We start from the raw sequence: 24,767 nt of genomic DNA on the forward strand, positions 1-24,767 counted from the left end.
AGGATAGGCAAAGGCGGGGAGGGGAAAACCTGGGTAATCGGTAAAAGACTGTTACCTGATTGCGTATTCCAGAGCGTTCGCGGCCCCTTTGGGGAACAACCGTCTAGCACAGCACTTAAAATCTGACGCGATCTCTGTGGGAGCGGGCATGCCCGCGAACACCGGCGTAGCCGGTGCCATCCACCGCGTTGCCTGCTTCGCGGGCATGCCCGCTCCCACAGTTATCGCGCCCGCTTCTGGATTTTGTGCAAGACAGTTCCCCCGCAAAGATCGCGTTAGCGAGGAAGGAGTATGCTGACCCGCAACCCACCGCCCTCGCGGTTCGACAGCATCAGCTCACCGCCATGGCTGGCGGCAATTCGCTGGGCAATGCTCAACCCCAGCCCGTACCCGCCGGATGCCTGGTTACGCGAGCCTTCACCCCGCACGAACGGGTCGGTGATGGTGGCCAGCAGGTCCGGCGCAATCCCCGGCCCGCGGTCGTCGATATGGATGAACACCCCACTGACAGCCCGTTCCAGTGTGACCGAGATGTCCTTGGCATAGCGCAGTGCATTGACCAGCAGGTTCTGCAGGCAGCGCTGCAGCAGCACGGCATCCACCTGCGAACACCCCGCCTGGCCATGCACCGGCAGCGGTTCTTCGGCGCAGGCCAACTCGGCGCACTGGCGTGCCACCAGTCGGTCCAGGTCCACCTGCTGCAAATTCAGCTGCTCCCCGGCCCGCAGGTAGTCCAGCACCTGGCCGATCATGTCGTCCATCTGGGTAATGTTCTGCCGCAAGCGCTGGCGATGTTCGTCGTCCGGCAGGCGCTCCAGGCGCAGGCGCATGCGGGTCAGCGGGGTGCGCAGGTCGTGGGACACGGCGGCCAGGAAGTAGGCCTTGTCATTGACCATGGCAATCAGCCGCTGCTGCATGGCATTGAACGCCTGGGCCGCCTGGCGCACTTCCTCCGGGCCATCCAGTGCCAAGGGGGGTTGTTCGAGGTTGCCACCCAGGCCACGTGCGGCATCGGCCAGGCGCCGCAAAGGGCGCAGGCACAGGCGCACGGCAATCAGGCACACCAGCAGCACCGCGACGATGCGCAGCGCATACACTCGCAGCAGATAATCGCTGATCAGCACCCAGGCCGACTCGCCGCTCCAGCCCTGTAGTTCCTGGCCATCGATGGTCAGCCAGTGGCCATCGGCCAACGGCACCGCGAACTGGATATGCGCCTGGGCCGTGCGCAGGCCGAACAGGCTGCGCCAGACGATCGGCTGGCCCAGTTCATCGGTCAACTGCACTTTCAACAGGCGCACCTCCTGGGCATGCCCCAGCTCGTACTTGAGTGCCTGGTGCAGCAACAGCTCGACGCGCCTGCGCCCGCGGCGCTCGTCTTGTTGCGGCGTCGGCAGGCTTTCGGCGCAGCGTAGCTGGTAATGGGCTGGCGCCTGCAGCGTGCCGCCGTGGCAGTTGGCCTGGGCAATCAGCGGTGCGCTGCGCGCAGCAACCAGCCGCACGGGTGCCTCGAGTACCTGGGCGAAACGCACATCGAACCAGATGCTGCTCGACATCAACTGGATCACCAGCGTGCCGCTGACCATGATCAGCAGCAGCTGACCAAACAAGGTGCGCGGCCACAGCCGGCGAAGCCAGCGCATCTCAGGCATCCGCCTCGCGGCTGGCGACGCTCAGCAGGTAGCCTTCGTTGCGGATAGTGAGGATTTGCGCGGCACCTGCCGGCGCACGCCGCAGTTGCTGGCGCAGGCGGCTGACGCACATGTCCACCGAACGGTCGTCGGGCAGGTGGTCGCGGCCGAACGCACTGCGGGTCAGCTGGTCGCGGGAAACCACCCGGTTATTGGCTTCCAGCAGTTCGCGCAGCACGCGGTAGTCGGAGCGCGGCAGGGTCAGGGTCTCGCCGTCAGGGCGGGTGAGCAGGCGCTTGACGTGTTCCAGGCGAAAGCCCGCGAACAACTGGGCGTTCGCAGCCGGTTCTTCGACAGGTATATCCAGGCGTTGCGGACGACGCAGCACGGCCTTGATCCGGGCGATCAGCTCGCGCGGCTCGAAAGGCTTGGCCAGGTAGTCGTCGGCACCCACTTCCAGGCCGATGATGCGGTCCAGCGTGCTGCCCTTGGCCGACAGCATGATCACTGCCAACCCCGGCGTCGCTTGCAACTGGCGGCACAGGCTAAGGCCATCTTCACCCGGCAGCATCAGGTCGAGCACCACCAGGTCCACCTTGTGCCGCGCCAGCTGTTCGCGCATTTGCTCGCCTTCGGCAGCAGCCAGCACGTTGTAGCCGGCATCTGTCAGGTAATCACAAAGAAGTTCGCGGATCTCGTCGTCATCGTCGACAACCAGCAAGGTCGTGCTCATGCGGAAAAACACCTGTTCGGTGAGGGCCGGTGGCGCTCGTTACGTTCAATTACATGCCCGTACATGTCGGGTCTGGAGCCTGGAGGGCCGATCCCTAGAATCCTAACAAAAAATCATCTGCAAATACGAAGCCTTCCCAAATGAATCCAGTAAGCATCCCGCAAGCCTTCACCCCCATCACCCGAGGCGGCAACCGTATCAAGCCGCTGGCCTTCTGCATTGCCGTCGCCATCAGTGGCGGGGCCATGGCTGCCGACGGCAAACCCCTGGAGCTGGACGCCACGCAGATCGAGGACAGCGCGTTGCTGCCCGCCGACGATGCCGGCCAACTGGGCTACACGGTCGAGAGCACCCGCAGTTCCACCGGCCTGGCGTTGACGCCACGGCAGACGCCGCAATCGGTCACCACCATCACCCGCCAGCAGATGGAGGACCGCGACATCCACACCATCGAGCAAGCGCTGGAAACGACGCCGGGTGTGACGGCGAGCAAGTCTGAGGTAGGCGGGCGCACCGATTACCGTGCCCGTGGCTACTCCATCAGCAACTGGAAGATCGATGGCCTGCAAACCCAGGGCGGCTCCGATTTCAGCGGCAGCGGCAACGCAATGAACATGGACCTGTACGAGCGCATCGACATCGTGCGTGGCGCCAACGGCCTGCTGGGTGGCACCGGCGACCCGTCGGCCACCGTCAACCTGATCCGCAAGGCCCCGACCAAAACCTTCGGCGGCAGCGCCTATGCCACCTACGGCAGTTGGGACAAACGCCGCCTGGGCGCCGACCTCAACCTGCCATTGTCCGAAGACGGCCGCCTGCGCTCGCGCTTCGTGATGACCCAGCAGGATGCCAACTCGTTCCGCGACAACCAGTCCGAGCGCTCCCGCGCCGCACTGGCCAATTTCGAGTTCGACCTGGACGACGCCACCACCCTGGGTGCCGGTTACCAGTATGAGTACAACAAGGTGGTGGGCGGCGGCTGGGGCGCGAACATCCCGATCTGGTACCGCGATGGCAGCAAGACCGACCTGCCGCGCAGCAGCAACGTGGTGCCCAGCTGGAGCTTTGGCGAATACACCACCCGCACCGCATTCGGCTCGCTGGAGCACCGCTTCGACAACGACTGGACGCTGGACCTGAAAGCCGCCCAGAGCACCACCGAAACCCTCAACCACCGCGGCCTGGCCAAGGTGAATTCGGCCGGGCGCGGCACCTATGGCGGCTACTGGGACCAGGATGGCAGCGGTGCCGTGCTCAACGGCCTGCACAGCTCCAGCGACACCACCCAGCAGTCGGCGCAAATCGACCTGTCGGGCCCCTTCCAGCTGTTCGGCCGCACCCACCAGGCGATGGTCGGCTACAACGACAGCCGCACGGTGGGCTGGTCGCCCGAGTACACCTGCACCATGGTCGGCGACGGTATGGCCAGCGCCCCTGCACTGGGCTGCCAGTTCCGCGCCAACAATGGCTTCCCGCTGACTGACTGGCGCAATGGTGTGGACGACGATTACAACATGCTCGCCTCGCGCACCGGCCGCCACAGCAAGACCACCACGCGCCTGCAAGGCATGTACGCCGCTACCCGCCTGAGCATCACCGACCCGCTGTCGGTGATCGTCGGCGTGCGCACCAGCAACTACTCCACCACCACCCGCAGCGTGGCCGGGGCGCGTACCAGCCAGGAAGAGAACGGTATCGTCACCCCGTACCTGGGCGCGGTATACGACCTCAACGACAACTACTCGCTGTACGCCAGCTACACCGACATCTTCACCCCGCAAACGTCTGAAACCAGCAGCGGCAGCAAGGTCGAGCCGATTCGCGGGCAAAGCTACGAGACGGGTATCAAGGGTGAGTGGTTCGACGGCCGCCTCAACGCCTCGGCGGCGTACTTCCGCACCAAGCAGGAAAACAAGGCAGTGCTGGACGGCGACCTGACCACCCCGACCGGTGGCGACGCCTACAAGGCCGGTTCCGGCCAGGAAACCGACGGTATCGACCTGGAAGTCGCTGGCGCCCTGACCCCGAACTGGAACGTCTACGCCGGTTACACCTACCTGCACTTCCGTCGCGTTGACAGCGACGGGCGCAGCGACCCGTCGCACCTGTTCAAGGCCTCCACCACCTACCGCCTGAGCGGCCCGCTCGACCGCCTGACCCTGGGTGCCGGCGTGACTGCGCAAACCAACATCCGCGCCATTTCCAGCCCGGCCGGCCAGCCCACCAACGGCGTGAGCAACGGTGCTACCGACGTGAACTGGTCCGGGTACGCCATCTGGAATGCCATGGCCAAATACCAGCTGACCGACGACACCAGCGTCAGCCTCAACGCCAACAACCTGTTCGACAAGCATTACTACACCCGCTACGGGTTCTATGCAGGGGCGATCTATGGTGACCCGCGCAACCTGTCGTTGACGGTAAGTACGGCGTTCTGACCAGCGCTGCTTGGGGCTGCCTTGCAGCCCATCGCCGGCAGGCCGGGCTCCCACAGGTTCAGTGCCTACCTCAAGGCATGCGCAATCCCTGTGGGAGCGGCTTTAGCCGCGAACACCGGCGCAGCCGGTGCCATCCCCCGCGCTATCCGGGCTCTGCGTCTTGTCCTTGGTCAGACGGTTTCTCCAAGCCCCCCTCGAAACGCTCCCAATCCTCACCAAATAATTCCACCGGGTGCATGGTCCGATCCGCACCATTGCCGCAGGCCAGTGATTTGGCCGAGCAGTAAAGATCGCATCCCCAGCAGATGCGCTCGGGATGGCTAGGGTTTGTGGGAAATTTCTTGGCCATGCTTCCATCCCTCAACTGCTGACAGATCTCAGGCTAGGCTGCGTGTTCATCTCAAGCTTGATTGAGATCAACTTTGGGGAAGAATCCCAAGCGGCGCTCACATTCTGCATCGAGGACCACTGTTCCGCATGCTGAGTGCGGCAAGTGGTAAAAGGTCAGATCGCAGCATGGCTGCTCGGACGCCCTGATGCAGCCCCCACAAGCTACAACCGAGCGTCAGTGACCTTTTTGCCTAGATGCATGGAATGAGTCATCGGTGCTTAGATGCGTGTGTTGTCAGCTTGGCATAGCCGTTCGGCAGGTGATGGGCATCTACAAAGTGCCGGGTTTGCAGGTCCAGCACCATGTTCATCAGACTGGAAACCGGCTCAGCCACGCCCCATGTAGCAGCGACCTTGTCGTAACGGTTCACTGCCTGAGCCTTTTCTACCAGCTTTGCATTCAGGCCGTGAGACAGGTCCTTCCAGCGGGCGACCAGCTTCTTCATCTGTTCAGCTTGATCCGGTTTCATACACGGGAAGCGGCGAAGGCGGTCAACCAGATACATCAGGCGCCGCTTCCGTACGGGGGCTAACCTTGGCATGTTCAAGCGATTTTCCAGTGCTCCGCGCATATCCTCGTTTCTATACCAGAACAGGAGTGCGAAGGTCTCGGCAACGGCCTTGTCGAGTTTGTCCAGCGAGGCTTTGGTTGCTTGAACGACCAGGTGATCGAGTGCCTGACGGGCGAGTTGATCGGTGGTGTGCATGTCAGAGCACGCGAGTGCCCGGAGTTCTGTTAGCGGGTCGTCGAGCTGGGAGTTGAGTTTTGAAATGGCGAGGTCGATGGGGTGGGCGATGAAAACCTGTAAAGGGGAGCGTTCCTGGCTGGGAAGCAATATTGCCCGCGCATCGTAGTCTTCATGCAAGGGGCATAGCGCGTTATTGAACTGCTGGTCGAACACCACGGACAGGTCCAGGCCATCCTGCTCGTAGTCTTCCGGCGCGGCATAGATTGCCCTGATTTCGTCCCTGAGCAGATGCTCGCTGGCCTGAATCTCCGCATCGACATCTGCACTGCCTCGGGCATTTGTCAGCATGTGCAAGGCACACCCGCCAAAGACGTAGACCTTGACTGTTGCCGGAGGCCGCCCTGCCAGCAATGGCAAGGCCCTATCGAAGAGCTGGCGCACAGCCTGCGCCAGAGGGGTTTGCAGGTGCAGCATGAGGCAGGCTCCTGAGGTTGGAAGGGCACTTTACTCACGGATGGATGCAGAGTTGTTTCGTTGAAACATCGCTTTGCAAAAAGAACCTGCCAAGGCCGCGTGCCGTTAACGTCTCCCAGGGACCTACGTTGGTCCAAAACACCAGGCTTCCCAATGCCTTTCCGCTTCGGTCGCGCTGTCCGTTGTGAGCTTGAGACTGTGTAGTCTTTCCCAGGCGAACCCCTGATGCGCAATCAACTCAGCGCGCGCAAGCGCAGAGCTTGAGTCGGCGGCTCTTCAAGAAGCAGTTCTATGCCTTCCTGTGTCTTCAAAGGGGTGGATGAGGTAGCGACCAAGTTCGATCTCGCGGCGAATGGCCGAGCCCGACTGACCGAGCGCCGGGCGCATTCGCCAACGGTGACGTAGGGCATGCTGCATTCAGTTAACCTAAGAGTGATTTTGGAACCTGCCAAGAAAGGATTTTGCTGTGGATCTGGCGGCGAAGATGAAAGCTTTACGGTCAAGGGAAGGCCTGACGCAGGGCGAGTTCTGCGAACTGCTGGGGTTCAGCATCAGCACCTGGAAGAAGTACGAAGCGGGAATTACCGAGATGGGAGTGGCACCGTTCCTCAAGGTGGCCAATCACCCACGGTTCAAGAAATACGCGCTTTGGCTGACCACGGGTGAAGCTGCCCCGAACTGTGACCAGATCAGCCCGGTCTAAGCCATGTCGATCAAGAAACTGCCTACTGGGGAGTGGTTACTGGACGCAGCCCATCGCAGGCAATCCATCTCCCACACCGATCGCGCCGGTTCCAAGACATTTGGGACACGGAAAACAAAAAAGGCCCACCTTTCGGTGAGCCTTTTTTGATACTGCGTATGGTGCGGCACCAGGAGTCGAAAAAAACCATAACTGCATGATTTTAAGAGATTTATTTTTAGTTGTGTGATTGTCTATCTCTAAAATTATCCTTTGGCGCTGGGTCGGATTTGATGAGTGTGAGTGGAGTCAATCTTAGACCGATTGCCCCGAGGCAACAGTAGGGCAGTATGGCTCTGATAGGATTCGTGCCATTAGGCTCGGGAATCATGCTCATGCCATGGGGGGGATTCAGGGCGAAACGTCAATAGAAAGGTACGGAATGACTGGGTACTGACGTTTTGCTATCATCTGGCTGCTGCCATCGAGATGGAGTTTTTGGCTCTAATGACTGTGTATACAACCGCTGCGGCTACAAATGTGCCTTGTACTCACGCACTTGTGATTGGTGTTAGTCGATATTTACATCTTTCTGGAGGTGAGTCTACTTCAGACTTTGGCCGTGAGCTGGAGATGGCTCAGTTAACTTCAGCTGCGAGATCTGCCTCTGATTTTGCAGCGTGGCTAATTGAAAATTACCGAAACTCGTCTGCACCTCTGTCTTCAGTTCGTATTTTACTTTCGCCCAATTTTGAAGCCGAAGAGGAAGTAAATGCCAAGATTAAAGGCATGCTGGATGGAAGTTCAGAAGCCACCAGAGGCAATGCAGAACTCTACTTCGACCAATTTTCAGCATCTTTGGCTAAACATACTGAAAACGTTGGAGTTGTGTATTTTGCCGGGCACGGTGTGCAGTTAACAAAGACGGGGGCAATTCTTTTGCTTAGTGATGTTGGCGACCCTGCTCACCCTACAGAGTTGCACGGGTCACTTGATTTAATGAGCTTGCACAAAAGTGCTAGTCATCCTGGAACAGCCCAAACGCAGTTCTGGTTTGCGGATGTTTGCAGGCAGGAGCCTAAAGTCGCAAAGCAATTCGAGTGTATGGTTGGTTCGATGCAGCGCAGCAAGAAAAACGGTCACGCCAAGAGCTCTACAATGTTTCTGTCCTCGATAAGTGGTGCTAAAGCTTATGGGCGACCGGATGGAGTCACTCTATTTAACGAGGCACTTATGAACGGTCTCGTTTCGGGTGAGGCGGCGCAGTCAGATGGAGAAGATGAGTCACCTTGGGAGGTAACAGCTACAAGTCTCATAGAGTATTTATCCTCTGCTGTGCCAAAAAAAGCCAGGGCAGCTGGTGCTGAGCAGTTTGTGGAGAATATAGGGATCATTGAAAACGCAGTGTTGCATTCAATGATCGCTGCGCCAACTGTTGAGTTTGAGGCTGATGTAAGTCCACAGGCTCATCGCGGACACTGCACAAATTTCAATTTGAGATCTTCTAGTTGTACACATGTTGACAGCAATTCTGATTGGCCTTTCAGTACTTTTCTCCCGGCTGGATTGTATAGCGCGGCATGGAACACTTCGCTTGGTAGTGCAACGTCGCAACGCCAAGCTTTATTAAATGTGCGCCCGCCTAAAAAAGTTCTGTCAGTTAAGCCTTAAGGGATAAGGATATGTTAAATAGTCAGGACAGCTGGGGATCGATAAATATAGTTGTTGACTCAAAGCTAAATTTCGCGGGCGGTGATACGAAAATAAAAATTAGAGATCAACGATTAAGGCTTTATCTCACTACTACTCCTAAGCAAGTGCTCGTTCCCTCAGGGATTTATGAACTAAGCACAGTGAAGGATAATGGACAAGCCATAAGTCAAATAGTTCAGGTCTCGGAAGACGAAAAAAAGGAAGTAAAATTTTACCTTAAAACGGAAGCTGGTCCCGACGCCAGCCTCTTAGATGAGGATTTTGTCCATTTCATAAGTCCTGCTCCTTCAAGCCCCAAGACATCTGACATTAAGCTTGTTGAGATAACGCAAGGTGCACAGATTCACATGAAGGATGATCGGTGGGTAATTCGGCAAGAAAATCCCATGGAGCAACTTACTTCGGCTACGTTTGTCACCGAAAAAGGTGCGGTAGTTGTTAACTTGCCAGTTAGCGGCGGTAATCACTTTCGCTCAATGTGGTGCCAAGTTTTTTCAAACCGTGAAGATAACTTTACTTATCCAAAAATAAAAATAGCACCAACACGAACTATAGCTTCTTCGATGGAGCAAATGTTAGATTCGGGGCGAATATTCTATGCATCACAAGTGGCTTTCAATAGCATGAAAGCGCTTTTGGATAGATATCCAGATCCAACTGGGGCAATGCTAGGAGTAATTGCGCTATTTAAAGTTGGGCGTCTGCATCTTCATAAAAGGTGGTTGCAAGAATTCAATAATCGATATGAATGGCTACCTGATGGGAAGATTTTTCTCGCGCTAATATTGGCAGAGTCAGAGAATGATGAATGCAGCGCGATTGAGCTAATAAAAACTGCGGCTCATCAAAAAATACTATATAGCGATAGTTTTTCAGTGTTGCTTTCTTTAATTAGAGCGCTTCCAGTTGAGAAAAGTCAATTTGAATCCATATTTAATATGGCCACTCTTATCGACTGGCGTTCTAGGTATCTCTGCTACTCCAAGTCGAGTGATCTTGATGTTTGAAATTACAATGCTCCCCGCTAGAGAGGGTGATGCGCTCTGGATCCGATGGGGTGATGCGGATAATCCAAGGCAAATGCTTGTTGACTCCGGAATAAAGGCCAGTGGTAGAAAGTTAAAAAGCCTGATAACGGCAATGCCAGAAGAGCGAAGACATTTTGATCTCATTGTTATAACTCATATTGATTGTGATCATATATGGGGGGCTATTAGCTGCTTCGTGGAGTCTCCTAAAATTCCCAACTTGTCAATCTCAGACTTTTGGTTTAATGGGCACAAGCATCTTGTAGAAAGCCAACATACCCTCGAATCACTAGGTCCTATACAGGGAGATGAGCTTTCAAACTGGTTGGAATATTCGGGTCACTGGAATTTGGCCTTTGATAAAAAGGCTGTAAGCACTTCTTCCGATGGGCAGCCAATAAAAATTGTTTTGCCAGGAAATATGGTAGTTACTGTCATTGGGCCCACCCCAAAAAGGTTGTACGAACTAGCTCCTTCATGGCCAGAGGCGATGTCTGAGGCTCTGAATGAGGCCCCCCCTCCTGTAGTAGGCTTAGAAGAGCTTGGGGCGAGAAGTAGCATCGATATATCCAGTCTTGAAGATTTGGATGAAGTGGCAAACGCACAGTTTGTAGCCGATACTAGTACTACTAATGCCAGTAGTATAACCCTTGTCTTAGAGTACGAAGGAAAACGAGTTCTGCTCGCCGGTGACGCACTAGCTAGTGATCTTATTGGTGCGTTTGAAAAATTCACTGATCGGCTTCCAATAAGTTTTGATGCTGTTAAAGTCCCTCATCACGGTAGTGAGAAAAATGTAAGCAAGGAATTAATGGCGAGTATCAGTTGCGATAAATGGCTGATATCAACGGATGGTAACAAACATCATCATCCTGATATTGCTGCGGTTGCCAGGATAATTACTTGCGCCAATGAGCCAAGCATATATTTTAATGTTCCTAGTATTCATAATGATCTGTGGGGTAGAAAGCGTTGGCAGGCTGAGTTTAAGTATCAGGCTTTTTATGGGGATCAAACTAAAGGGCTGACTGTAGAGGTGGGTTAACAATATTTAGTTTAGCGTGGAATGGATTGAGATGCTTGATCCGGAAACGATAGCTCTCCATTTGGAGCCCTGCTCCGGGCTGCATTTATGCATAGCAGAAATATACAGTCAAAATTTTACTTTTGATTGTGTTTGTTAGTTTTTTTTGTCTTAATTTAGATAACAAAAATCCATTGTTTTTCTAATCTGCGAGCGAGCAAGCGCACGGTCAACAAGTAATAATACCGCGTTTCGTCACTATGCTCTGCTAGGCGATGATTTAGAAACCAGTCTAGATGCTTTCTCTGCCAAGTCCACGGCGTTTCTCGCTGCCAGCGTTCAGCAATTTCATTCTGGATGGTCTTCGCCTGCCGTAAATGGCGTTGCCGTGTCGCGGGCGACCCCGTAAGCATTCCACCCAAGAACAGTTCCATGTCGAATGGCTTACTCATGACCGCCCTCCAATATAGGCAGCGACCACATCGATCCGACTGTGCCCCAGCTCGTAGCTGATTTGCCTTCGGGCCTCACGATCAAGGTCCCTATCTACCTGGCAACATTGGTCGCCATTAATAGGCGCGGGGTGTTGGGTGATTTGCTCATAGCGCTCACATGCGTACGCCGCTCGTAGCTCATGGAAGCCTTTGAGGTTGTGTGCATGCATGATGTCCCGTGCAGGGCGGACAATTCTTTGTAGAAAGTTCAGGTAGCTTTCGTGTGGCGCGATGAGATTGCGGCTCCCCTCAGGCAACACCTGTCGTGCAACCCCAAGTGCACCTCGAACATGGTCGTCCACCGCAATCCAACGTGGTGCCGAGGCGCCGGCGCGGCCGCCCTTGGTGCCATCCTGGATGTTGATCCTGCCTAAATTTTGGGCCTCACGACTTAACCGTGGCAGGTCAGCCAAGATGGCCTCACGCAAGCGCATGCCGGTGGCTCGCGCTAACAGAACAATCGCAGCGGCCCGTAGCTGATGATGACGGCAAAGCGCATCGACGATTTGCTGAACCTGCTTGCGGTCCTGGCCCTGTGGCACCGACTGGCGAACCCCGGTGCGCTGCATACGCAACTCTTTGCTCGGGCTGGGCAACTTCACGCACTGATCACCGCGAAGCGCCGCCATGGTCCTGTTAACGCTGGATAGCCGATTTTGCGCGGTGCTGATGGCGAGGTCGCCGCGCCCAACCAGGTCACGGAGATACGCCGCATAGTTGGCCAACACCTTCCGATTAACCTGCCGCGCATCATTGATACCGGGCCCCTGTTCGGATCGGCACCACTTCACAAATGCCTGCTACCGATCAGAATGCGCCTTGACCGTGCCGTAGTGGCCACCGCCGAACATGTCTTTCAATGCCTGCGGCCCTGCGTAGCTCAATTGCCTGCCGTAGCCGAAATTGCGGCCATCGCGTCTACCCGCCAATGTCATCTCAATCACCTCATCTCCCGTTCTCCGATCCTCGCCCCACGTCATCCCGCCAAGAATGTTGAGTGTTATCAGGGATCAAGGCCCCTGCGACCTGTGAGGGTTGTCCACTAACGCGGGACTGGCGGCTCTTTACGACCGGGAGCTTGGGCATCTCATGATCTGGCCTCCTGAGCACTTCCGAGGAAGTGGGCGGGTGGAGGTTGCACTGGCTGACTAGACCAGCGCCGCGAGATCCTGAGTCAGGTGAAGGCAGTGAAGCGATGACCGGGGCATGCCTGACTGTCAGTCAGGTGCAGTCCATTCCCTGGGCTGCGGCACCATCATCTGCATCGCTGTTGCTGGTGACTTCGGTGTTTGTCACGCCGATTGTCACGAGGGGAAATGCCGCAAAGCCTTGTACGAGGTGGACTGCAGCAGCGGTAGGAGCGCCCGTCTCTTTCCGGAAGAAAGAGACGGGCGCAGGTTGGCGCAAGGAAATGGCCAAGCGGATAGGTTGCTGCAGGGCAGCTATGAAAGGGAATGAGTGGCCGCAGTGGGCACTCTGGTAGAAGTAGGCATCCATCACATCGCTGTGACCGTGCGAGCCGCCGGACGCTAATCGCACTTTGGGAGAACCACCACGGTGTGGCGTAGCCTTAAAGGTTCTAGCTACTTGGGGTTGCTGTCTATGACAGCGCTTTGCCCGATCTTTTCTACGCCTGTGGATAATTCGGGTCAAGGCTCGAATTTTTGGGAGTTCTGCGGCTGTGGATGAAAGTATCCACCGGTGGAAATCTGTGGTTTTCCACAGACAATTTGCGTGGGCTTTAGATTTTTTAAATGAGGTCCATCCAAGCAGGGCGGCTTTGCAGCCCTGTTTGGATGGACCCGTGCGGACAAGCGGATCACTGAGATATGAAGACCGAGCGCTTACTCGGTTGCGCCACGTTTTGCTTTTAGGCGAGTGACGTTCGCTCCGGTCTGGTTCGCGAATTCGTGTGGAGTGACATGCTCCTGCCGGTTGGCCTCCAGGTACCGGCTCCACCAGTTCATGATCAGCCTGCGCTCCTCGATGAACTCGGCCTTGTGGATGTAAGCGGCGCGGACGTTGTTGCGCTCCTTGTGGCTCATCTGCCGTTCAATGGCTGTCTCCGACCACAATCCTGACTCGATCAGTGCACTGCAGGCCATCGAACGAAATCCATGCCCGCAGATATCGGTTTTGGTGTCGTATCCCATCGTCCGAAGTGCGTTGTTCACGGTATTTTCGGACATGGGCTTCCAGGGTTTGGCATCCCCTGCGAACACCAATGCGAAGTTACCTGTGAGCGCATGGATTTGTTCGAGTAGAGCCACCGCTTGCGGAGATAAGGGTACAAGGTGGATGTCCCCGGCCATCTTCGTACCCCTTGTGGAAAAGGGTACTCCCTCCAGCGCTGGCCGAGTGTCTGGGATTTCCCAGGTGCCGCGCTTGAGGTCGAACTCGCTCCAGCGGGCGAAACGCAGCTCGCTGGAGCGTACAAACACATGCAGCGACAGCATCACCGTCAGACGAGTAAGTGCCCGGCCTTTATAGGTGTCGATCCGCTCCTGTAGTTCCCGCAGTCGCGATAAGGGTAGAGCGGGGCGATGTACCACCCGCGGGGCTTTGATCAAGCCTTCGAGGTCGTAAGTAGGGTTTACGGTGATAAGCCGGAGGCGTTTTGCCTCGCGCATGATGCTCTGCAGGTAGTTTTGTACCCTTAAAGCAACGTCTATCGTTCCGCGCTTCTTGATCGCTTCCAAGGGCTGCATGAGGTCATGGGTGTCGAGGTCGACAATGGCGCGGGCGCCGATCAGCGGGAATACGTGGGTTTTGAGGCGGCTCATCACAGTCTTGGAGTGGCCTGGTGCCCACTTGGCCGACATTTCCGTGTGCCAGCCCAGCGCAACGCTTTCAAAGGTTCTGCCTTTGATCACAGCTTCCGCCCTGACTTGGTGCTTGGTCTTTATGGGATCAATGCCATCCGCCAGCATTCGCTTGACCTCCAAGCGCTTGCGGCGCGCGTCGGCGAGGCCAATGACGGGATAGTTGCCGAACGAGGTCAGTCCTTCCCGTCCGTCAGGTTTGACGTAACGGAGCCGCCAGCCTTTGCGGCCATTGGGTTGGACTAGAAGGTAGAGGCCGTCGCCGTCGAAAAGCTTGTAGGCGCGGTCGGTGGGCTTGGCTGAGCGGCAAGCCGAATCAGAGAGTGGAGCAGTGGTGCGCGACATAAGGGTACTCCCTTTTATCGAAGTGACCTTTACCCCAAACTCTACCCTTAAACCGGTTGGAATCCACAAGGATTCACCGGAATCCGACGGAACCCCAAAACGAAAAAACCCGCCAGAAGGCGGGTTTTTCGGGGGTTCCAGAGATTTTGAAAGCTTTCTATGGAACCTTGAATGGTGCCGGCACCAGGAATCGAACCCGGGACCTACTGATTACAAGTCAGTTGCTCTACCATCTGAGCTATACCGGCAATGGGGCGTCATTATAACGATCGTTTGGCGCCTGTAAACCACTTAGTTGCGAATGTTCGAAAAAGACCTAAGTCACCGGCCTAAAAGGAGAATTTTCCTACCAGCCGCGGTGGATGGTGTTGACGCTTGGCTCGCTTTTGCCCGGGTTGAAGAACAACTTGTCGTTGTCGCAGCCGCGCTTGCGGCAGGGGCTTTCGGTGCGCAGGGGCAGGCCGTTGTCGCCGCCCAGTTGCATGCCGGGGTGGTTCCAGCCCAGGTTGCTGTTTGGGTGAGGCGAGGTGCCGCCGGCGCAGCCGGTCAGGGCCAGGGCGAAGGTCAACAGGGTTAGTGGTTTGGCTTGGGTCACGATGGTCAGGTCCGTTGGTCCATTGTCGGTTCTGGCACAACGCCAGAAGGCCGCGGGGCTGGCGGGCAGCGCGCGACGTCACTTTTTAATGATTTGGGGGGCGGATGATACACCGTTACGGCGGTGGGGCATTAGCCTTGTGTTGTCTTGCATGGCCTCTTCGCGGGCATGCCCGCTCCCACAGGTTCAGTGGGTGCCTTGAAAACGGTGCAGAAATTGTGGGAGCGGGCGTGCCCGCGAAGAGGCCATAAGCTGTATGAAAATTCTGAACCGTGGGGCCAAAAGCTTCAGGGTTTGGATGCTTCGGACGTATCCTACGCGCGCCGCCGAAGTATCGCTGTTGTCGGGGAAATCGCTCACGGATAACGTTCTTGGGTCGCTCAGGCGACCGGGTGTGAGAGCCCGACTTTGAATAAGCGCTACCTGTCATGGTGGCCGTACGTGGGCAGACCTCGGTCTGGCCGGGCTTCCTTATTCACTCGGTTTCTCACCCCGCGTACGGCTGCCGCCCCAAATCCGTGAGAAAGATTTCTGGCAGCCTCCTTTCGTGAATGAGGATTTGCCATGAAACAAGATGAGCCAATCACCACCGCAGGGGTGGAAACCTTCCTCGCAGCCGGTAACCCATCCCTCAATCTGCTACGCGTAGAGCCCGGCGTCCCGGTCGATGCTGCCTATGAGCATGTCTCGATTCTGATGGGCTATATCAAGCACCTGGTGCGCGAGGGGGATATGGAGGACGACCATAAATTCCTGGGTGCAGCCGATTACCTGTGCGACATGGCCAAGGCGCTGATGAACGATATCGAGATTGCCAAGCATAAATCGCATTGAAAATGTGAGATCGCCGGGGCTGCTCTGCAGCCCTTTCGCGACACAAGGCCGCTCCCACAAAAGCCGCTTGCGCCAACCACAAGAAATGTTTATGCACAAGTAGCATTGACGTCTTGCGCGAAAGGCATGCCGGATCGCTGCGCCGCTGGTCTTTGCGCAAACGCCTGTTTTTACTGGCCTTGAGCTGCGCGCAGGAATAAGCCATGCGCTTGAAATAGCGCTCGGATCCAACAGGTAATCAAAAGCTTGTTCACAGACTTATCCACAGGTTGTGCTGCGGCTAACGGTCGCGTTCCGCGAGGATGAGCAGGTTGCGTGGGGTCAGTGGATAGTCGCAGAACAAGCCCAGGCGAACGGCGTAGCCTTGTTCTTCGAGGAACAGGGCGCGATCGAGTACCAGCCACAACTCCAGCGGGCGGCGGAACAGGTTGCGTACACGCTCCAGGTTGCGTACCTCGGCCAGGCGCTGCCAGCCGGCGGCCTCCAGGGCGGCCCAGTCCGGGTTGCCGGTCAAGGGCAGTTGTTTGAGGTCGGCCAGATCGCGGCAGTACTGCTCGAAGGGCTTTTCCAGCCAGGCTACCGGCAGCGACGGCGTTGGCAGGTATTCGCCGCTCTGGCGCTGCTGGCGTTGCAGCAGGTCAAAGCCCAGGCGGCGGGCCATCGAGGTGTCGCGCTGGCGCCGCACGCGGGCACCGGCGGTGACGGTTTCGCTCAGGGGCAGGCCCAGGTCGTCCATCGACAGTCTTAGGGGCGACGCCTGCGCGGCTGTGGATAACGCCTGGTACTGCGGCGCCGCAATACGGTTGTAGCAGCAGGGGGCTACGGCGAGTTGCCGGCAACCTTGCTGGCTGGCCAGTTGCATCAGGCGCACATGCAGGTCGCCACAGGCGTGCAGGGCAACCACACTTTTATCACCCGCCAGATGGTGGGCGCTGTCGCTGGCCATCACATCCTGGTGTACGTGCTGTGCTGGCAGGTGATGGTGCGCGCTCAGGGCCTGGCCGGCAGCGACCAGTTCGGCGTCGTATTCCAGGCAGGTCAGCTGCTGGCCGGGTTGCAGCAGGCGGCGGCCGAGGTGGCCTTTGCCGGAGCACCAGTCCAGCCAGTGTTGCGGTTGGTCCCGGAAGCTCAGGTGGCTGGCGAAGGCTTCGATCTGCTGCCATTTGCGGCCGGGGACGGCGACGTCCAGGCGGTGGGCGGCAGGTGGCAGGTCGGTTTGAGGGAGGTTGCCGAGGGCGGCGAGCTGTTGGGCTTGCTCGGCCAGTTGCGGGAAGGGGGCGGGCAAGCGGTCAGTGACGCTGTCGGCTTCGGCGTCTGCCAGGGAACATTGGCGCAGGTGGGCGGCAAGCTCGGGGTGGGCGGTTTCCCAGCCCAGTTGCAGGGTGGTGAAGGGGCGCGGTTTCCACAGCTGTTGGTGCTCGATCAGGAACTGGTCGAGGGCCTGGAAGCGGGTGCTTAGGTGGTGGCTGTGGAGGTGGCTGGGCATGGGGAGAAGTGTGTTGGGTTTGAGGGCCTCTTCGCGGGCACGCCCGCTCCCACAGGTATAGTGCACAGGCTAAGCACTGTGCAGTACTTGTGGGAGCGGGCGTGCCCGCGAAGAATGCCAGGAGATGTCAGCGGCCTTGGCAGGCGTCCACGCGCAACCAGCGCTCCAGCAGCTTGAAGCCCTGCACCAGCAGGAACGAGATCACCAGGTAGAACACGCCTGCGGCAAAGAAGATTTCCACCGGCAGGTAGGTACGGGCAATGATGGTACGGGCCATGCCGGTCAGTTCCAGCAGGGTCACGGTACTGGCCAGGGCACTGGCCTTGAGCATCAGGATCACTTCGTTGCTGTACGCTGGCAGGCCGATGCGCGCAGCGCGGGGCAGCATGATGTAGACCAGCGCCTTGCCCCGCGACATGCCCAGCGCCCGTGCCGCTTCGATCTCACCCTTGGGGATCGACTGCAGCGCGCCACGCAGGATCTCGGCGATGTACGCGGCGGTGTGCAAGGTCATGGTCAGCACCGTGCACCAGAACGGATCGCGCAGGTACGGCCAAAACGAACTCGAGCGCACGGCATCGAACTGCGCCAGGCCGTAGTAGACCAGAAACAGCTGCACCAGCAGCGGCGTGCCGCGGAAGAAGAAGATGTAGCTGAACGGCACTGCGCGCACGTACCAGTGGCGCGAGGAGCGGGCGATGCCCAGCGGGATGGCCAGGATCAAACCGGCAACCACCGCAATGGCCACCAGCTCCAGGGTCAGGGTTGCGCCCTCAGCCAGGCGTGGCAGCCATTTGAAGATGACTTCCCAATTCATTATTCAGCCCTCGCAAAGCCGCGAGCGGCGCGTTTTTCCATGAAGTACATGCCGGTCATGGCAATGACGGTCAGGCCCAGGTAAATGCAGGCCGCGACCATATAGAAGGTGAACGGCTCCTTGGTCACGGTCACGCCAATTTGCGAGTGACGCATGATTTCTTCCAGGCCGATCACCGACACCAGGGCGGTGTCCTTCATCAGGATCATGAACAGGTTGCCAAGGCCGGGCAGGGCGATGCGCCACATCTGCGGCAAAATGATTCGCGACAGGATGCGGCCCTTGGAAAGGCCCAGCGCCAGGCCAGCTTCACGGTGGCCCTTGGGGATCGCCAGGATGGCGCCACGGAACACTTCGGTGGCATAGGCGCCGAAGCACAGCCCCAGGGCGATTACACCCGCAGCGAAGGCGCTAAGCTCCAGGCCCGGCATGTTCAGGGCTTCGCCGAGGCTGTTCATCAGCCCGACGGTGCCGAAATAGATAAGCAGCACCCACAGCAGTTCGGGCACGCCGCGAACCAGGGTCGAGTAGAAGCCGCCAAGCCATTGCAGCGGCTTGAGCGGGGAGGTTTTGGCCAGGGCGCCGAGCAGGCCCAGCACCAGCCCCAGCAGCAAGGCGCAAAGCGCCAGTTTTACGGTCATCAGGGTGCCGGCCATCATGGCCGGACCGAATCCGTGCAGGTCGATATTCATGGGCAGGTCATTTTAGGGACTGGCGCGCCACCTGGGCGCGCCGGTCAGGGCGGGTCATTCGATGCTGAACGGGAAGTACTTGTCGTTGATCTTCTTGTACGTGCCGTCGGCCTTGATTTCGGCCAGGGCTTTGTTCAGCTCGTCGCGCAGCTTGGTGTCACCCTTGCGCACGGCAATGCCGATCTTGTCGCTGTCCATCACCGGCTCGCCCTTGAACTCGAAGTTCGAGCCGTCTTTGCTCTTCAGCCACTCGTACTGCACGTACTTGTCGGCCAGGATGCCGTCGATGCGGCCGGACACCAGGTCCAGGTAGGCGTTTTCCTGCGTGTCGTACAGCTTGACGTCGACGCCCTTGAAGTTGTCTTCAAGGTAGGTGCCGGCCAGGGTGGCGCGCTGGGTACCGATGGACTTGCCTTTCAGCGACGCTGCGTCAGTCTTGAAGTCGACGTTTTTCGGCGCAATGAACTGCAGCTTGTTGGAATAGTACGGATCGGTGAATTCTACGGCCTGCTTGCGCTCGTCGGTGATCGACAGCGAAGACACCAGGAAGTCGAACTTCTTGGCGTTCAGGGCCGGGATGATGCCGTCCCAGTCGGAGGTGACGACCGAGCATTCGACTTTCATCTTGGCGCACAGGGCGTCGCCGATGTCTTTGTCGAAACCAACCACGTTACCGCTGGCATCCTTGTTGTTGAACGGTGGGTAGGCGGCTTCGATACCCATGCGCAGTTTTTCTGCGGCCATGGCGTTTGCCGACATCACCAGCGTGGCAGCAGCTGCCAGGAGAAACTTCTTGTAAGTGTGCATGTATTGCTCCGTTAGCGGTGGCTTGACATGAATTGCTTGCAACGCGCCGAGGTCGGGTTCTCGAAGACCTGCTGCGGCGATCCCTGCTCTTCTACCAGGCCCTGGTGCAGGAAGACGACTTCACTGGACACATGGCGGGCAAAGCTCATCTCGTGCGTTACCAACAGCATGGTACGGCCTTCTTCGGCCAATGCGCGGATAACGTTTAGCACTTCCTGGACCATTTCCGGATCGAGGGCCGATGTGGGCTCGTCGAACAGGATGACTTTAGGCTTCATGGCCAGGGTACGGGCAATGGCGGCACGCTGTTGCTGGCCACCGGAAAGCTGGGCGGGGTAGCTGTGGCGTTTGTCGTAGATGCCAACCTTGTTCAGCAGCGCTTCGGCGGCCTCGATGGCCTCGGCCTTGCTCTGGCCGAGCACGCGGCGTGGCGCCTCGATGATGTTGTCGAGGATCGACATGTGCGGCCACAGGTTGAAGTTCTGGAAGACAAAGCCGATTTCACTGCGCAGTCGGTTGATCTGGCGGTTGTCGGCGGCGATCAGGTCGCCGTTTTTGGCAGCCTTGAGCTTGAGGGCTTCACCGGCAACCAGGATTTCGCCCTTGTGCGGGTTCTCGAGCAGGTTGATGCAACGCAGCAGGGTGGACTTGCCGGAGCCGGACGACCCCAGGATGGAGATCACGTCACCGTCGCGTGCGGTCAGCGAAATGCCCTTGAGAATTTCCTGGTCGCCGTAGCGTTTGTGCAGATTGCGGATTTCCAGCGCGGGCGTGGCCTGAGCCATGTGCGGTCCTCATGTGTTCGGGTGCGTTCCCAGCTATTGGCGGCCTTCCTGGCGTGCGCCAAGCTAGCATAGCGGCATTATGGCGGCCAACAGGGTTGCCAGGGACTCGGGGCACTGGTGGGGCAGTTTGTCGCATCGCTGCAGCGCAACGTCGCGCCGATGTCCGCGAAGGTGTCGCCCAGCACCAGAGCCTTGATGAAAAAAGGCGCGATGGTGCCAGCTTTAGCCTGCTCATGGAAGCGGTTTTGGCCCATTCGAGGGGTAAACCCGACCTTTAGGTCAGCCCTCTCCACTAAGAGTGGGGTTACCCGCAATGGCGCAGGCAGGCTAGAAGGTTGTACCTCAAGGTTGCACTTTTCTGCATTGCGGTAGTGCACGGGTGTTACCTGGGAGCACCTTTGGTGCGTTTGTAAGTGGGTATTTCAGTAATCCGATGATTTGGCGCCCTTTCGGTCAAGGTCTGGCCGAAAGCCCTCCAAACCGCGTCCTAAAAGGCCCGCAGAATTTTCTGACGAATGCATTCAGCAGATGGCGCGCTTATTGCCAGTAGGAAACCGCCGATTGCAGCGACGCCTAGATCAACCCCAGGCGCGCTCCGTTTCCGCAGTCGGAGTGGTCCACTCCTTACAAAGGTAGTTTTAATGAGCGGTAACAATTCCAATGACCTCGCTCAGGGGCTCAAACAACGGCATGTGACCATGCTGTCTATCGCTGGCGTCATCGGTGCCGGCCTGTTCGTAGGCTCTGGCCACGCCATCGCAGCTGCCGGCCCGGCCGTGCTGCTGGCTTACGCCGCTGCCGGTACGCTGGTCGTGCTGGTGATGCGCATGCTGGGTGAAATGGCGGTCGCCTCGCCAGACACCGGTTCGTTCTCGACCTATGCCGACCGCGCCATCGGGCGTTGGGCCGGTTTTACCATTGGCTGGCTGTACTGGTGGTTCTGGGTGCTGGTGATTCCGCTGGAGGCCAACGCTGCCGCGGCCATCCTGCATGCCTGGTTCCCTGCAGTTGACCTGTGGGCCTTCTCCCTCATCATTACCCTGGCGCTGACTCTGACCAACCTGTGCAGCGTGAAGAACTACGGTGAGTTCGAGTTCTGGTTCGCCCTGCTCAAGGTGCTGGCGATCATCGGCTTCATCGCCGTGGGCTGTGCTGCCCTGTTCGGCTTTGTGCCGAGCAGCCAGGTGAGCGGTGCCAGCCACCTGTTCGACACCCAAGGCTTCATGCCTAACGGCCTGGGCGCAGTGCTGGCAGCCATGCTGACCACCATGTTCTCGTTCATGGGTACCGAAATCGTCACCATCGCCGCTGCCGAGTCGAAGGACCCGGGCAAGCAGATCAGCCGCGCCACCAACTCGGTCATCTGGCGTATCTGCCTGTTCTACCTGGTGTCGATCTTCCTGGTCGTGGCCCTGGTGCCATGGAACGACCCGGCCCTGGCCGAAACCGGTTCCTACCAGACCGTGCTGAGCCGTATCGGCGTGCCGAATGCCAAGCTGATCGTCGACATCGTGGTGCTGATTGCCGTGACCAGCTGCCTGAACTCGGCGCTGTACACCTCCTCGCGCATGCTGTTCTCGCTGAGCAAGCGTGGCGACGCCCCGGCCATTGCCCAGCGCACCACCAAGGCGGCGACCCCGCACGTGGCGGTACTGTTGTCCACTGCAGCGGCGTTCCTTTGCGTGTTCGCCAACTTCGTGGCCCCGGCCCAGGTGTTCGAATTCCTGCTGGCCAGCTCTGGCGCCATTGCGTTGCTGGTGTACCTGGTGATTGCCATTTCGCAGCTGCGCATGCGCGCCCAGCGTGAAGCCAGTGGCGAGAAGATCGCCTTCAAGATGTGGCTGTTCCCGGGCCTGACCTGGGCGACCATTGCGTTTATCGTTGCCGTGCTGGCGGTGATGGCGGTGGGTGAAGACCACCGCGCCGAAATCATCGCGACCGCGCTGCTGAGCATCGGTGTGGTAGCGGCTGGTTTGCTGGTGCACCGCAAGCGTGAAGCTGCCGGGCGGGTGGCGTTGGACAACTGATCCGCGCTGGCTGAATGAAAAGGCCGCGCCCTGTGAGGGGGCGCGGCCTTTTTGTTTGCCTTTACCGGCCTCTTCGCGGGCTTGCCCGCTCCCACAGGTTCACCACAGGCCTAGATGTCGGTGGGGTCCCTGTGGGAGCGGGCAAGCCCGCGAAGAGGCCGGTAAAGGTTAAAAAGCTGTATCAGCCAAACTGCTTCTGCAGTTGCTGCTGCTTGGCCACCAGCTCGGATGCGGCGATGTAGGCATCCTGGAACTCATCGCTTTCCAGCCAGGCCATGGTGGCCTCTTCGTCAGCGCCGTCCAGCCATTTGCGGTAGGCGTTGAACACCAGCACGATGTAGTCGGTGGCGTGCTCTTCCTTGTGCCCCTTCAGCACCAGGGTCAGCAGCGGGTCGACCAGGAATACCGAGATCATCGGTACCAGGCCACCTTCCTGGGCTTCCTTCATCTTCTCGAACATCGCGTCGTAGCTGCCCGACTCCATGGCCTTGTTGTACACCTGCTCGACGCTGGCGCTGTCGCCGGCACTGGCCTTGACCGCCTGGCCGCTGCGTACCATGCGGTTCTGCTTGGCCTTGCTGGCGGCGCGTTTGGCGCGTTTCTGTTGCTTGGTAGGGGTGGCCATGGGGGCTCGAGTCCTTGGGTGGTGCTGGAAAAGTGCGTATTGAATCGCAGATGGCTGTGAAACCCAAGCGGCATTGGCGGGTCTGAGTCACGCTGCCGGACATTCGGCATTCGCGCAAAGGACATTCACGGATGAAAACACCCGTCATGCTCGGCCTGCTGGCCGCCGCTCTTGCCGGCTGCGGCAACATTGCTGCAGTCAAATCCTTCAATACACCGTACGGCTCGCCCAGTGGCGGTGATACCGCACGCCTGCGGGTGGTCGCCGACGGTATGGTGCGTGCAGTGCCGGAAAAGGACTGCGTGGACTGGTACAGCCCCGGTGCCGGTGTAATTGCGGTGCCCACCAAAGGCTTCGCCGACCGCAATGGCGAAACCCTGGGCATGCCTGCCGGTGCACCTGCCCAGGCCGGTGACGCAGTCAGCGAAGTGCTGGTGCCTGCCGGCAAGCCGTTTACCCTGCATTTTCTCGACGGTGGCCGCTCGGCCGGCTATGGCAGTGTGGAGAACTGCCTGGGCATGTTCTCGTTCGTACCGGAGAAAGGCGCCGACTACGAACTGGTGGTCCGCGGTTACAGCGCTTGCGGCAGCACGCTCAAGCGCCTGGACAAGGCTGAGGACGTGGCCAGGCGCAAAGCTGATTATTGCAGCGCGCTGGCCAACTTCTAGGCCCTTCAGGCTGGCTGGGCGACCAGTTCGTCTTCCTCGAAGCCGCGAGAGGCCTTGCCGACCAGCAGTTCATCCGGCGCATGGGCCACGCTGTGGTCCTTGCCCGGGTAGTCCAGCGAATGCAGGAAGTGGCGGATGCAGTTGATCCGCGCGCGCTTCTTGTCATCGGACTTGATCACCGTCCACGGCGCATCGGCGGTGTCGGTGTGGAAAAACATCGCTTCCTTGGCCGCGGTGTAGTCTTCCCACTTGTCCAGCGACTTGATGTCGATGGGCGACAGCTTCCAGTGTTTGAGCGGGTCGTCCCGGCGTGAAATGAAGCGCCGCAGCTGCTCTTCGCGGTTCACCGAAAACCAGTACTTGAACAGCAGGATGCCGCTGTTGCACAGCATTCGCTCCAGGTCCGGTGTCTGGCGCATGAACTCCAGGTACTGCAGCGGTGTGCAGAACTCCATCACCTTCTCGACCCCTGCGCGGTTGTACCAGGAGCGGTCGAAGAACACCATTTCACCCGCTGTGGGCAGGTGCTGTATGTAGCGCTGGAAATACCACTGGCCCTGTTCCTGCTCGGAAGGCTTCTCCAGTGCGACGATGCGTGCGCCACGTGGGTTGAGGTGCTCCATGAAACGCTTGATGGTGCCACCCTTGCCCGCGGCATCGCGCCCCTCGAACAGGATCACCACACGTTGGCCGGTTTCCTTCACCCAGCTTTGTACCTTCAGCAGCTCGATCTGCAGCGCGTGCTTGGCCTTTTCGTAGTCCTGGCGTCGCAGGCGTGTGCGGTAGGGGTAGCTGCCCGGCAGGCGGGCCGAGGTGCTGTCTTCGTTGCTGCCCTTCGGGGCGGTGGCGACCTCCAGTGCAGCGGGTTGCTGGCTGATGCGGGTGATCGTCGGTTCCGGCTTGCGCTGGCGGGGGCGGCGCGTGCGGACCGGGGTAATGGCAGGCTCGCTGGGGGCGGGGAGCAGGAG

General features: G+C 58.5%; 22 protein-coding genes, 1 tRNA gene and 1 pseudogene. 8 read left to right on the forward strand and 16 right to left on the reverse strand.

Annotation, left to right across the window (positions count from 1 at the left end; all coding sequences use genetic code 11):
- Window positions 1-275: 275 nt before the first annotated feature.
- Together AK81_RS15985 and AK81_RS15990 are read right to left on the reverse strand one after the other, a co-directional pair.
- The gene (locus tag AK81_RS15985) at window positions 276-1,643 is read right to left on the reverse strand and encodes an ATP-binding protein (RefSeq protein ID WP_043200336.1); all 1,368 of its coding nucleotides are present in this window, start codon (window positions 1,641-1,643) and stop codon (window positions 276-278) included.
- A 1-nt stretch (window position 1,644) separates the two neighbouring features.
- Window positions 1,645-2,364 carry a response regulator gene (locus AK81_RS15990; RefSeq protein WP_043200337.1) on the reverse strand — a complete coding sequence of 240 codons (720 nt, stop codon included), beginning with the start codon at window positions 2,362-2,364 and terminating at the stop codon, window positions 1,645-1,647.
- A gap of 140 nt (window positions 2,365-2,504) precedes the next feature.
- On the opposite strand from AK81_RS15990, the gene AK81_RS15995 reads away from it, so the two are divergent.
- Window positions 2,505-4,802, forward strand: coding sequence for a TonB-dependent siderophore receptor (locus AK81_RS15995; RefSeq protein ID WP_043200339.1), 2,298 nt, complete (start codon window positions 2,505-2,507; stop codon window positions 4,800-4,802).
- 142 nt (window positions 4,803-4,944) lie between these two features.
- On the opposite strand, the gene AK81_RS28395 is transcribed toward AK81_RS15995, so the two are convergent.
- Together AK81_RS28395 and AK81_RS30460 are read right to left on the reverse strand one after the other, a co-directional pair.
- Complete coding sequence (locus AK81_RS28395; protein WP_081042079.1) at window positions 4,945-5,151, reverse strand: DUF3079 domain-containing protein; 207 nt, start codon at window positions 5,149-5,151, stop codon at window positions 4,945-4,947.
- Between the two features lie 250 nt (window positions 5,152-5,401).
- On the reverse strand, window positions 5,402-6,355 hold the full coding sequence (locus AK81_RS30460; protein ID WP_241496084.1) for a DUF6036 family nucleotidyltransferase: 954 nt from the start codon (window positions 6,353-6,355) through the stop codon (window positions 5,402-5,404).
- Between the two features lie 466 nt (window positions 6,356-6,821).
- Between AK81_RS30460 and AK81_RS16005 the strand changes: the two genes are divergently transcribed.
- The 4 genes from AK81_RS16005 (at window position 6,822) to AK81_RS29565 (ending at window position 10,823) form a co-directional block, all read left to right on the forward strand.
- Window positions 6,822-7,058 carry a helix-turn-helix domain-containing protein gene (locus AK81_RS16005; RefSeq protein WP_043200340.1) on the forward strand — a complete coding sequence of 79 codons (237 nt, stop codon included), beginning with the start codon at window positions 6,822-6,824 and terminating at the stop codon, window positions 7,056-7,058.
- Between the two features lie 486 nt (window positions 7,059-7,544).
- Window positions 7,545-8,708, forward strand: coding sequence for a caspase family protein (locus AK81_RS29555; RefSeq protein WP_154100800.1), 1,164 nt, complete (start codon window positions 7,545-7,547; stop codon window positions 8,706-8,708).
- A gap of 11 nt (window positions 8,709-8,719) precedes the next feature.
- Complete coding sequence (locus AK81_RS29560) at window positions 8,720-9,757, forward strand: hypothetical protein (protein WP_154100801.1); 1,038 nt, start codon at window positions 8,720-8,722, stop codon at window positions 9,755-9,757.
- The gene (locus AK81_RS29565; RefSeq protein WP_154100802.1) at window positions 9,750-10,823 is read left to right on the forward strand and encodes a hypothetical protein; all 1,074 of its coding nucleotides are present in this window, start codon (window positions 9,750-9,752) and stop codon (window positions 10,821-10,823) included. The genes AK81_RS29560 and AK81_RS29565 overlap by 8 nt, the downstream gene beginning before the upstream one ends.
- 155 nt (window positions 10,824-10,978) lie before the next feature.
- Here the strand turns inward: AK81_RS29565 and AK81_RS16010 are convergent, their stop codons facing one another.
- From AK81_RS16010 to AK81_RS16035, 5 genes and pseudogenes are all read right to left on the reverse strand, one after another.
- A complete protein-coding gene (locus AK81_RS16010; protein ID WP_043200341.1) occupies window positions 10,979-11,254 on the reverse strand; it encodes a hypothetical protein in 276 nt (91 codons plus the stop codon).
- Window positions 11,251-12,231: pseudogene (locus tag AK81_RS16015) on the reverse strand (integrase domain-containing protein). Before AK81_RS16015 ends, AK81_RS16010 begins: the two are co-directional and overlap by 4 nt.
- A 909-nt stretch (window positions 12,232-13,140) precedes the next feature.
- Window positions 13,141-14,463, reverse strand: coding sequence for a tyrosine-type recombinase/integrase (locus tag AK81_RS16025; protein WP_043200345.1), 1,323 nt, complete (start codon window positions 14,461-14,463; stop codon window positions 13,141-13,143).
- Window positions 14,464-14,635: 172 nt separating this feature from the next.
- Window positions 14,636-14,711: transfer RNA gene (locus AK81_RS16030), tRNA-Thr, on the reverse strand.
- Window positions 14,712-14,809: 98 nt separating this feature from the next.
- The gene (locus AK81_RS16035; RefSeq protein WP_043200346.1) at window positions 14,810-15,058 is read right to left on the reverse strand and encodes a hypothetical protein; all 249 of its coding nucleotides are present in this window, start codon (window positions 15,056-15,058) and stop codon (window positions 14,810-14,812) included.
- A gap of 564 nt (window positions 15,059-15,622) precedes the next feature.
- Between AK81_RS16035 and AK81_RS16040 the strand changes: the two genes are divergently transcribed.
- Window positions 15,623-15,892: a DUF3077 domain-containing protein gene (locus tag AK81_RS16040; RefSeq protein ID WP_043200347.1), complete on the forward strand. Its 270-nt coding sequence runs from the start codon at window positions 15,623-15,625 to the stop codon at window positions 15,890-15,892.
- 280 nt (window positions 15,893-16,172) lie between these two features.
- Here the strand turns inward: AK81_RS16040 and AK81_RS16045 are convergent, their stop codons facing one another.
- From AK81_RS16045 to AK81_RS16065, 5 genes are all read right to left on the reverse strand, one after another.
- Window positions 16,173-17,378 carry a methyltransferase gene (locus tag AK81_RS16045; protein WP_043200350.1) on the reverse strand — a complete coding sequence of 402 codons (1,206 nt, stop codon included), beginning with the start codon at window positions 17,376-17,378 and terminating at the stop codon, window positions 16,173-16,175.
- 127 nt (window positions 17,379-17,505) lie between these two features.
- Window positions 17,506-18,195 (reverse strand): ABC transporter permease, encoded by a 690-nt coding sequence (locus AK81_RS16050; RefSeq protein WP_043200351.1) that lies wholly within the window; start codon window positions 18,193-18,195, stop codon window positions 17,506-17,508.
- Entirely contained in the window at window positions 18,195-18,887 is a 693-nt protein-coding gene (locus tag AK81_RS16055; RefSeq protein ID WP_016497593.1) for an ABC transporter permease, read from the reverse strand. Before AK81_RS16055 ends, AK81_RS16050 begins: the two co-directional genes overlap by 1 nt.
- A 54-nt stretch (window positions 18,888-18,941) precedes the next feature.
- Complete coding sequence (locus AK81_RS16060; RefSeq protein WP_043200352.1) at window positions 18,942-19,694, reverse strand: ABC transporter substrate-binding protein; 753 nt, start codon at window positions 19,692-19,694, stop codon at window positions 18,942-18,944.
- Window positions 19,695-19,705: 11 nt separating this feature from the next.
- Window positions 19,706-20,479 carry an ABC transporter ATP-binding protein gene (locus AK81_RS16065; protein WP_043200353.1) on the reverse strand — a complete coding sequence of 258 codons (774 nt, stop codon included), beginning with the start codon at window positions 20,477-20,479 and terminating at the stop codon, window positions 19,706-19,708.
- 641 nt (window positions 20,480-21,120) lie between these two features.
- Between AK81_RS16065 and gabP the strand changes: the two genes are divergently transcribed.
- Window positions 21,121-22,506, forward strand: a complete 1,386-nt coding sequence (gene gabP / locus AK81_RS16070) for a GABA permease (protein WP_043200354.1) — start codon at window positions 21,121-21,123, stop codon at window positions 22,504-22,506.
- A 181-nt stretch (window positions 22,507-22,687) separates the two neighbouring features.
- On the opposite strand, the gene AK81_RS16075 is transcribed toward gabP, so the two are convergent.
- A complete protein-coding gene (locus tag AK81_RS16075) occupies window positions 22,688-23,131 on the reverse strand; it encodes a hypothetical protein (protein WP_043200355.1) in 444 nt (147 codons plus the stop codon).
- Window positions 23,132-23,262: 131 nt separating this feature from the next.
- On the opposite strand from AK81_RS16075, the gene AK81_RS16080 reads away from it, so the two are divergent.
- A complete protein-coding gene (locus tag AK81_RS16080; protein WP_043200356.1) occupies window positions 23,263-23,799 on the forward strand; it encodes a hypothetical protein in 537 nt (178 codons plus the stop codon).
- 5 nt (window positions 23,800-23,804) lie between these two features.
- On the opposite strand, the gene ppk2 is transcribed toward AK81_RS16080, so the two are convergent.
- Window positions 23,805-24,677, reverse strand: a complete 873-nt coding sequence (gene ppk2 / locus AK81_RS16085) for a polyphosphate kinase 2 (protein WP_162491978.1) — start codon at window positions 24,675-24,677, stop codon at window positions 23,805-23,807.
- Window positions 24,678-24,767: the final 90 nt, after the last annotated feature.

It is taken from the genome of Pseudomonas putida W15Oct28, from assembly GCF_000708715.2.
GTDB lineage: Bacteria > Pseudomonadota > Gammaproteobacteria > Pseudomonadales > Pseudomonadaceae > Aquipseudomonas > Aquipseudomonas putida_R.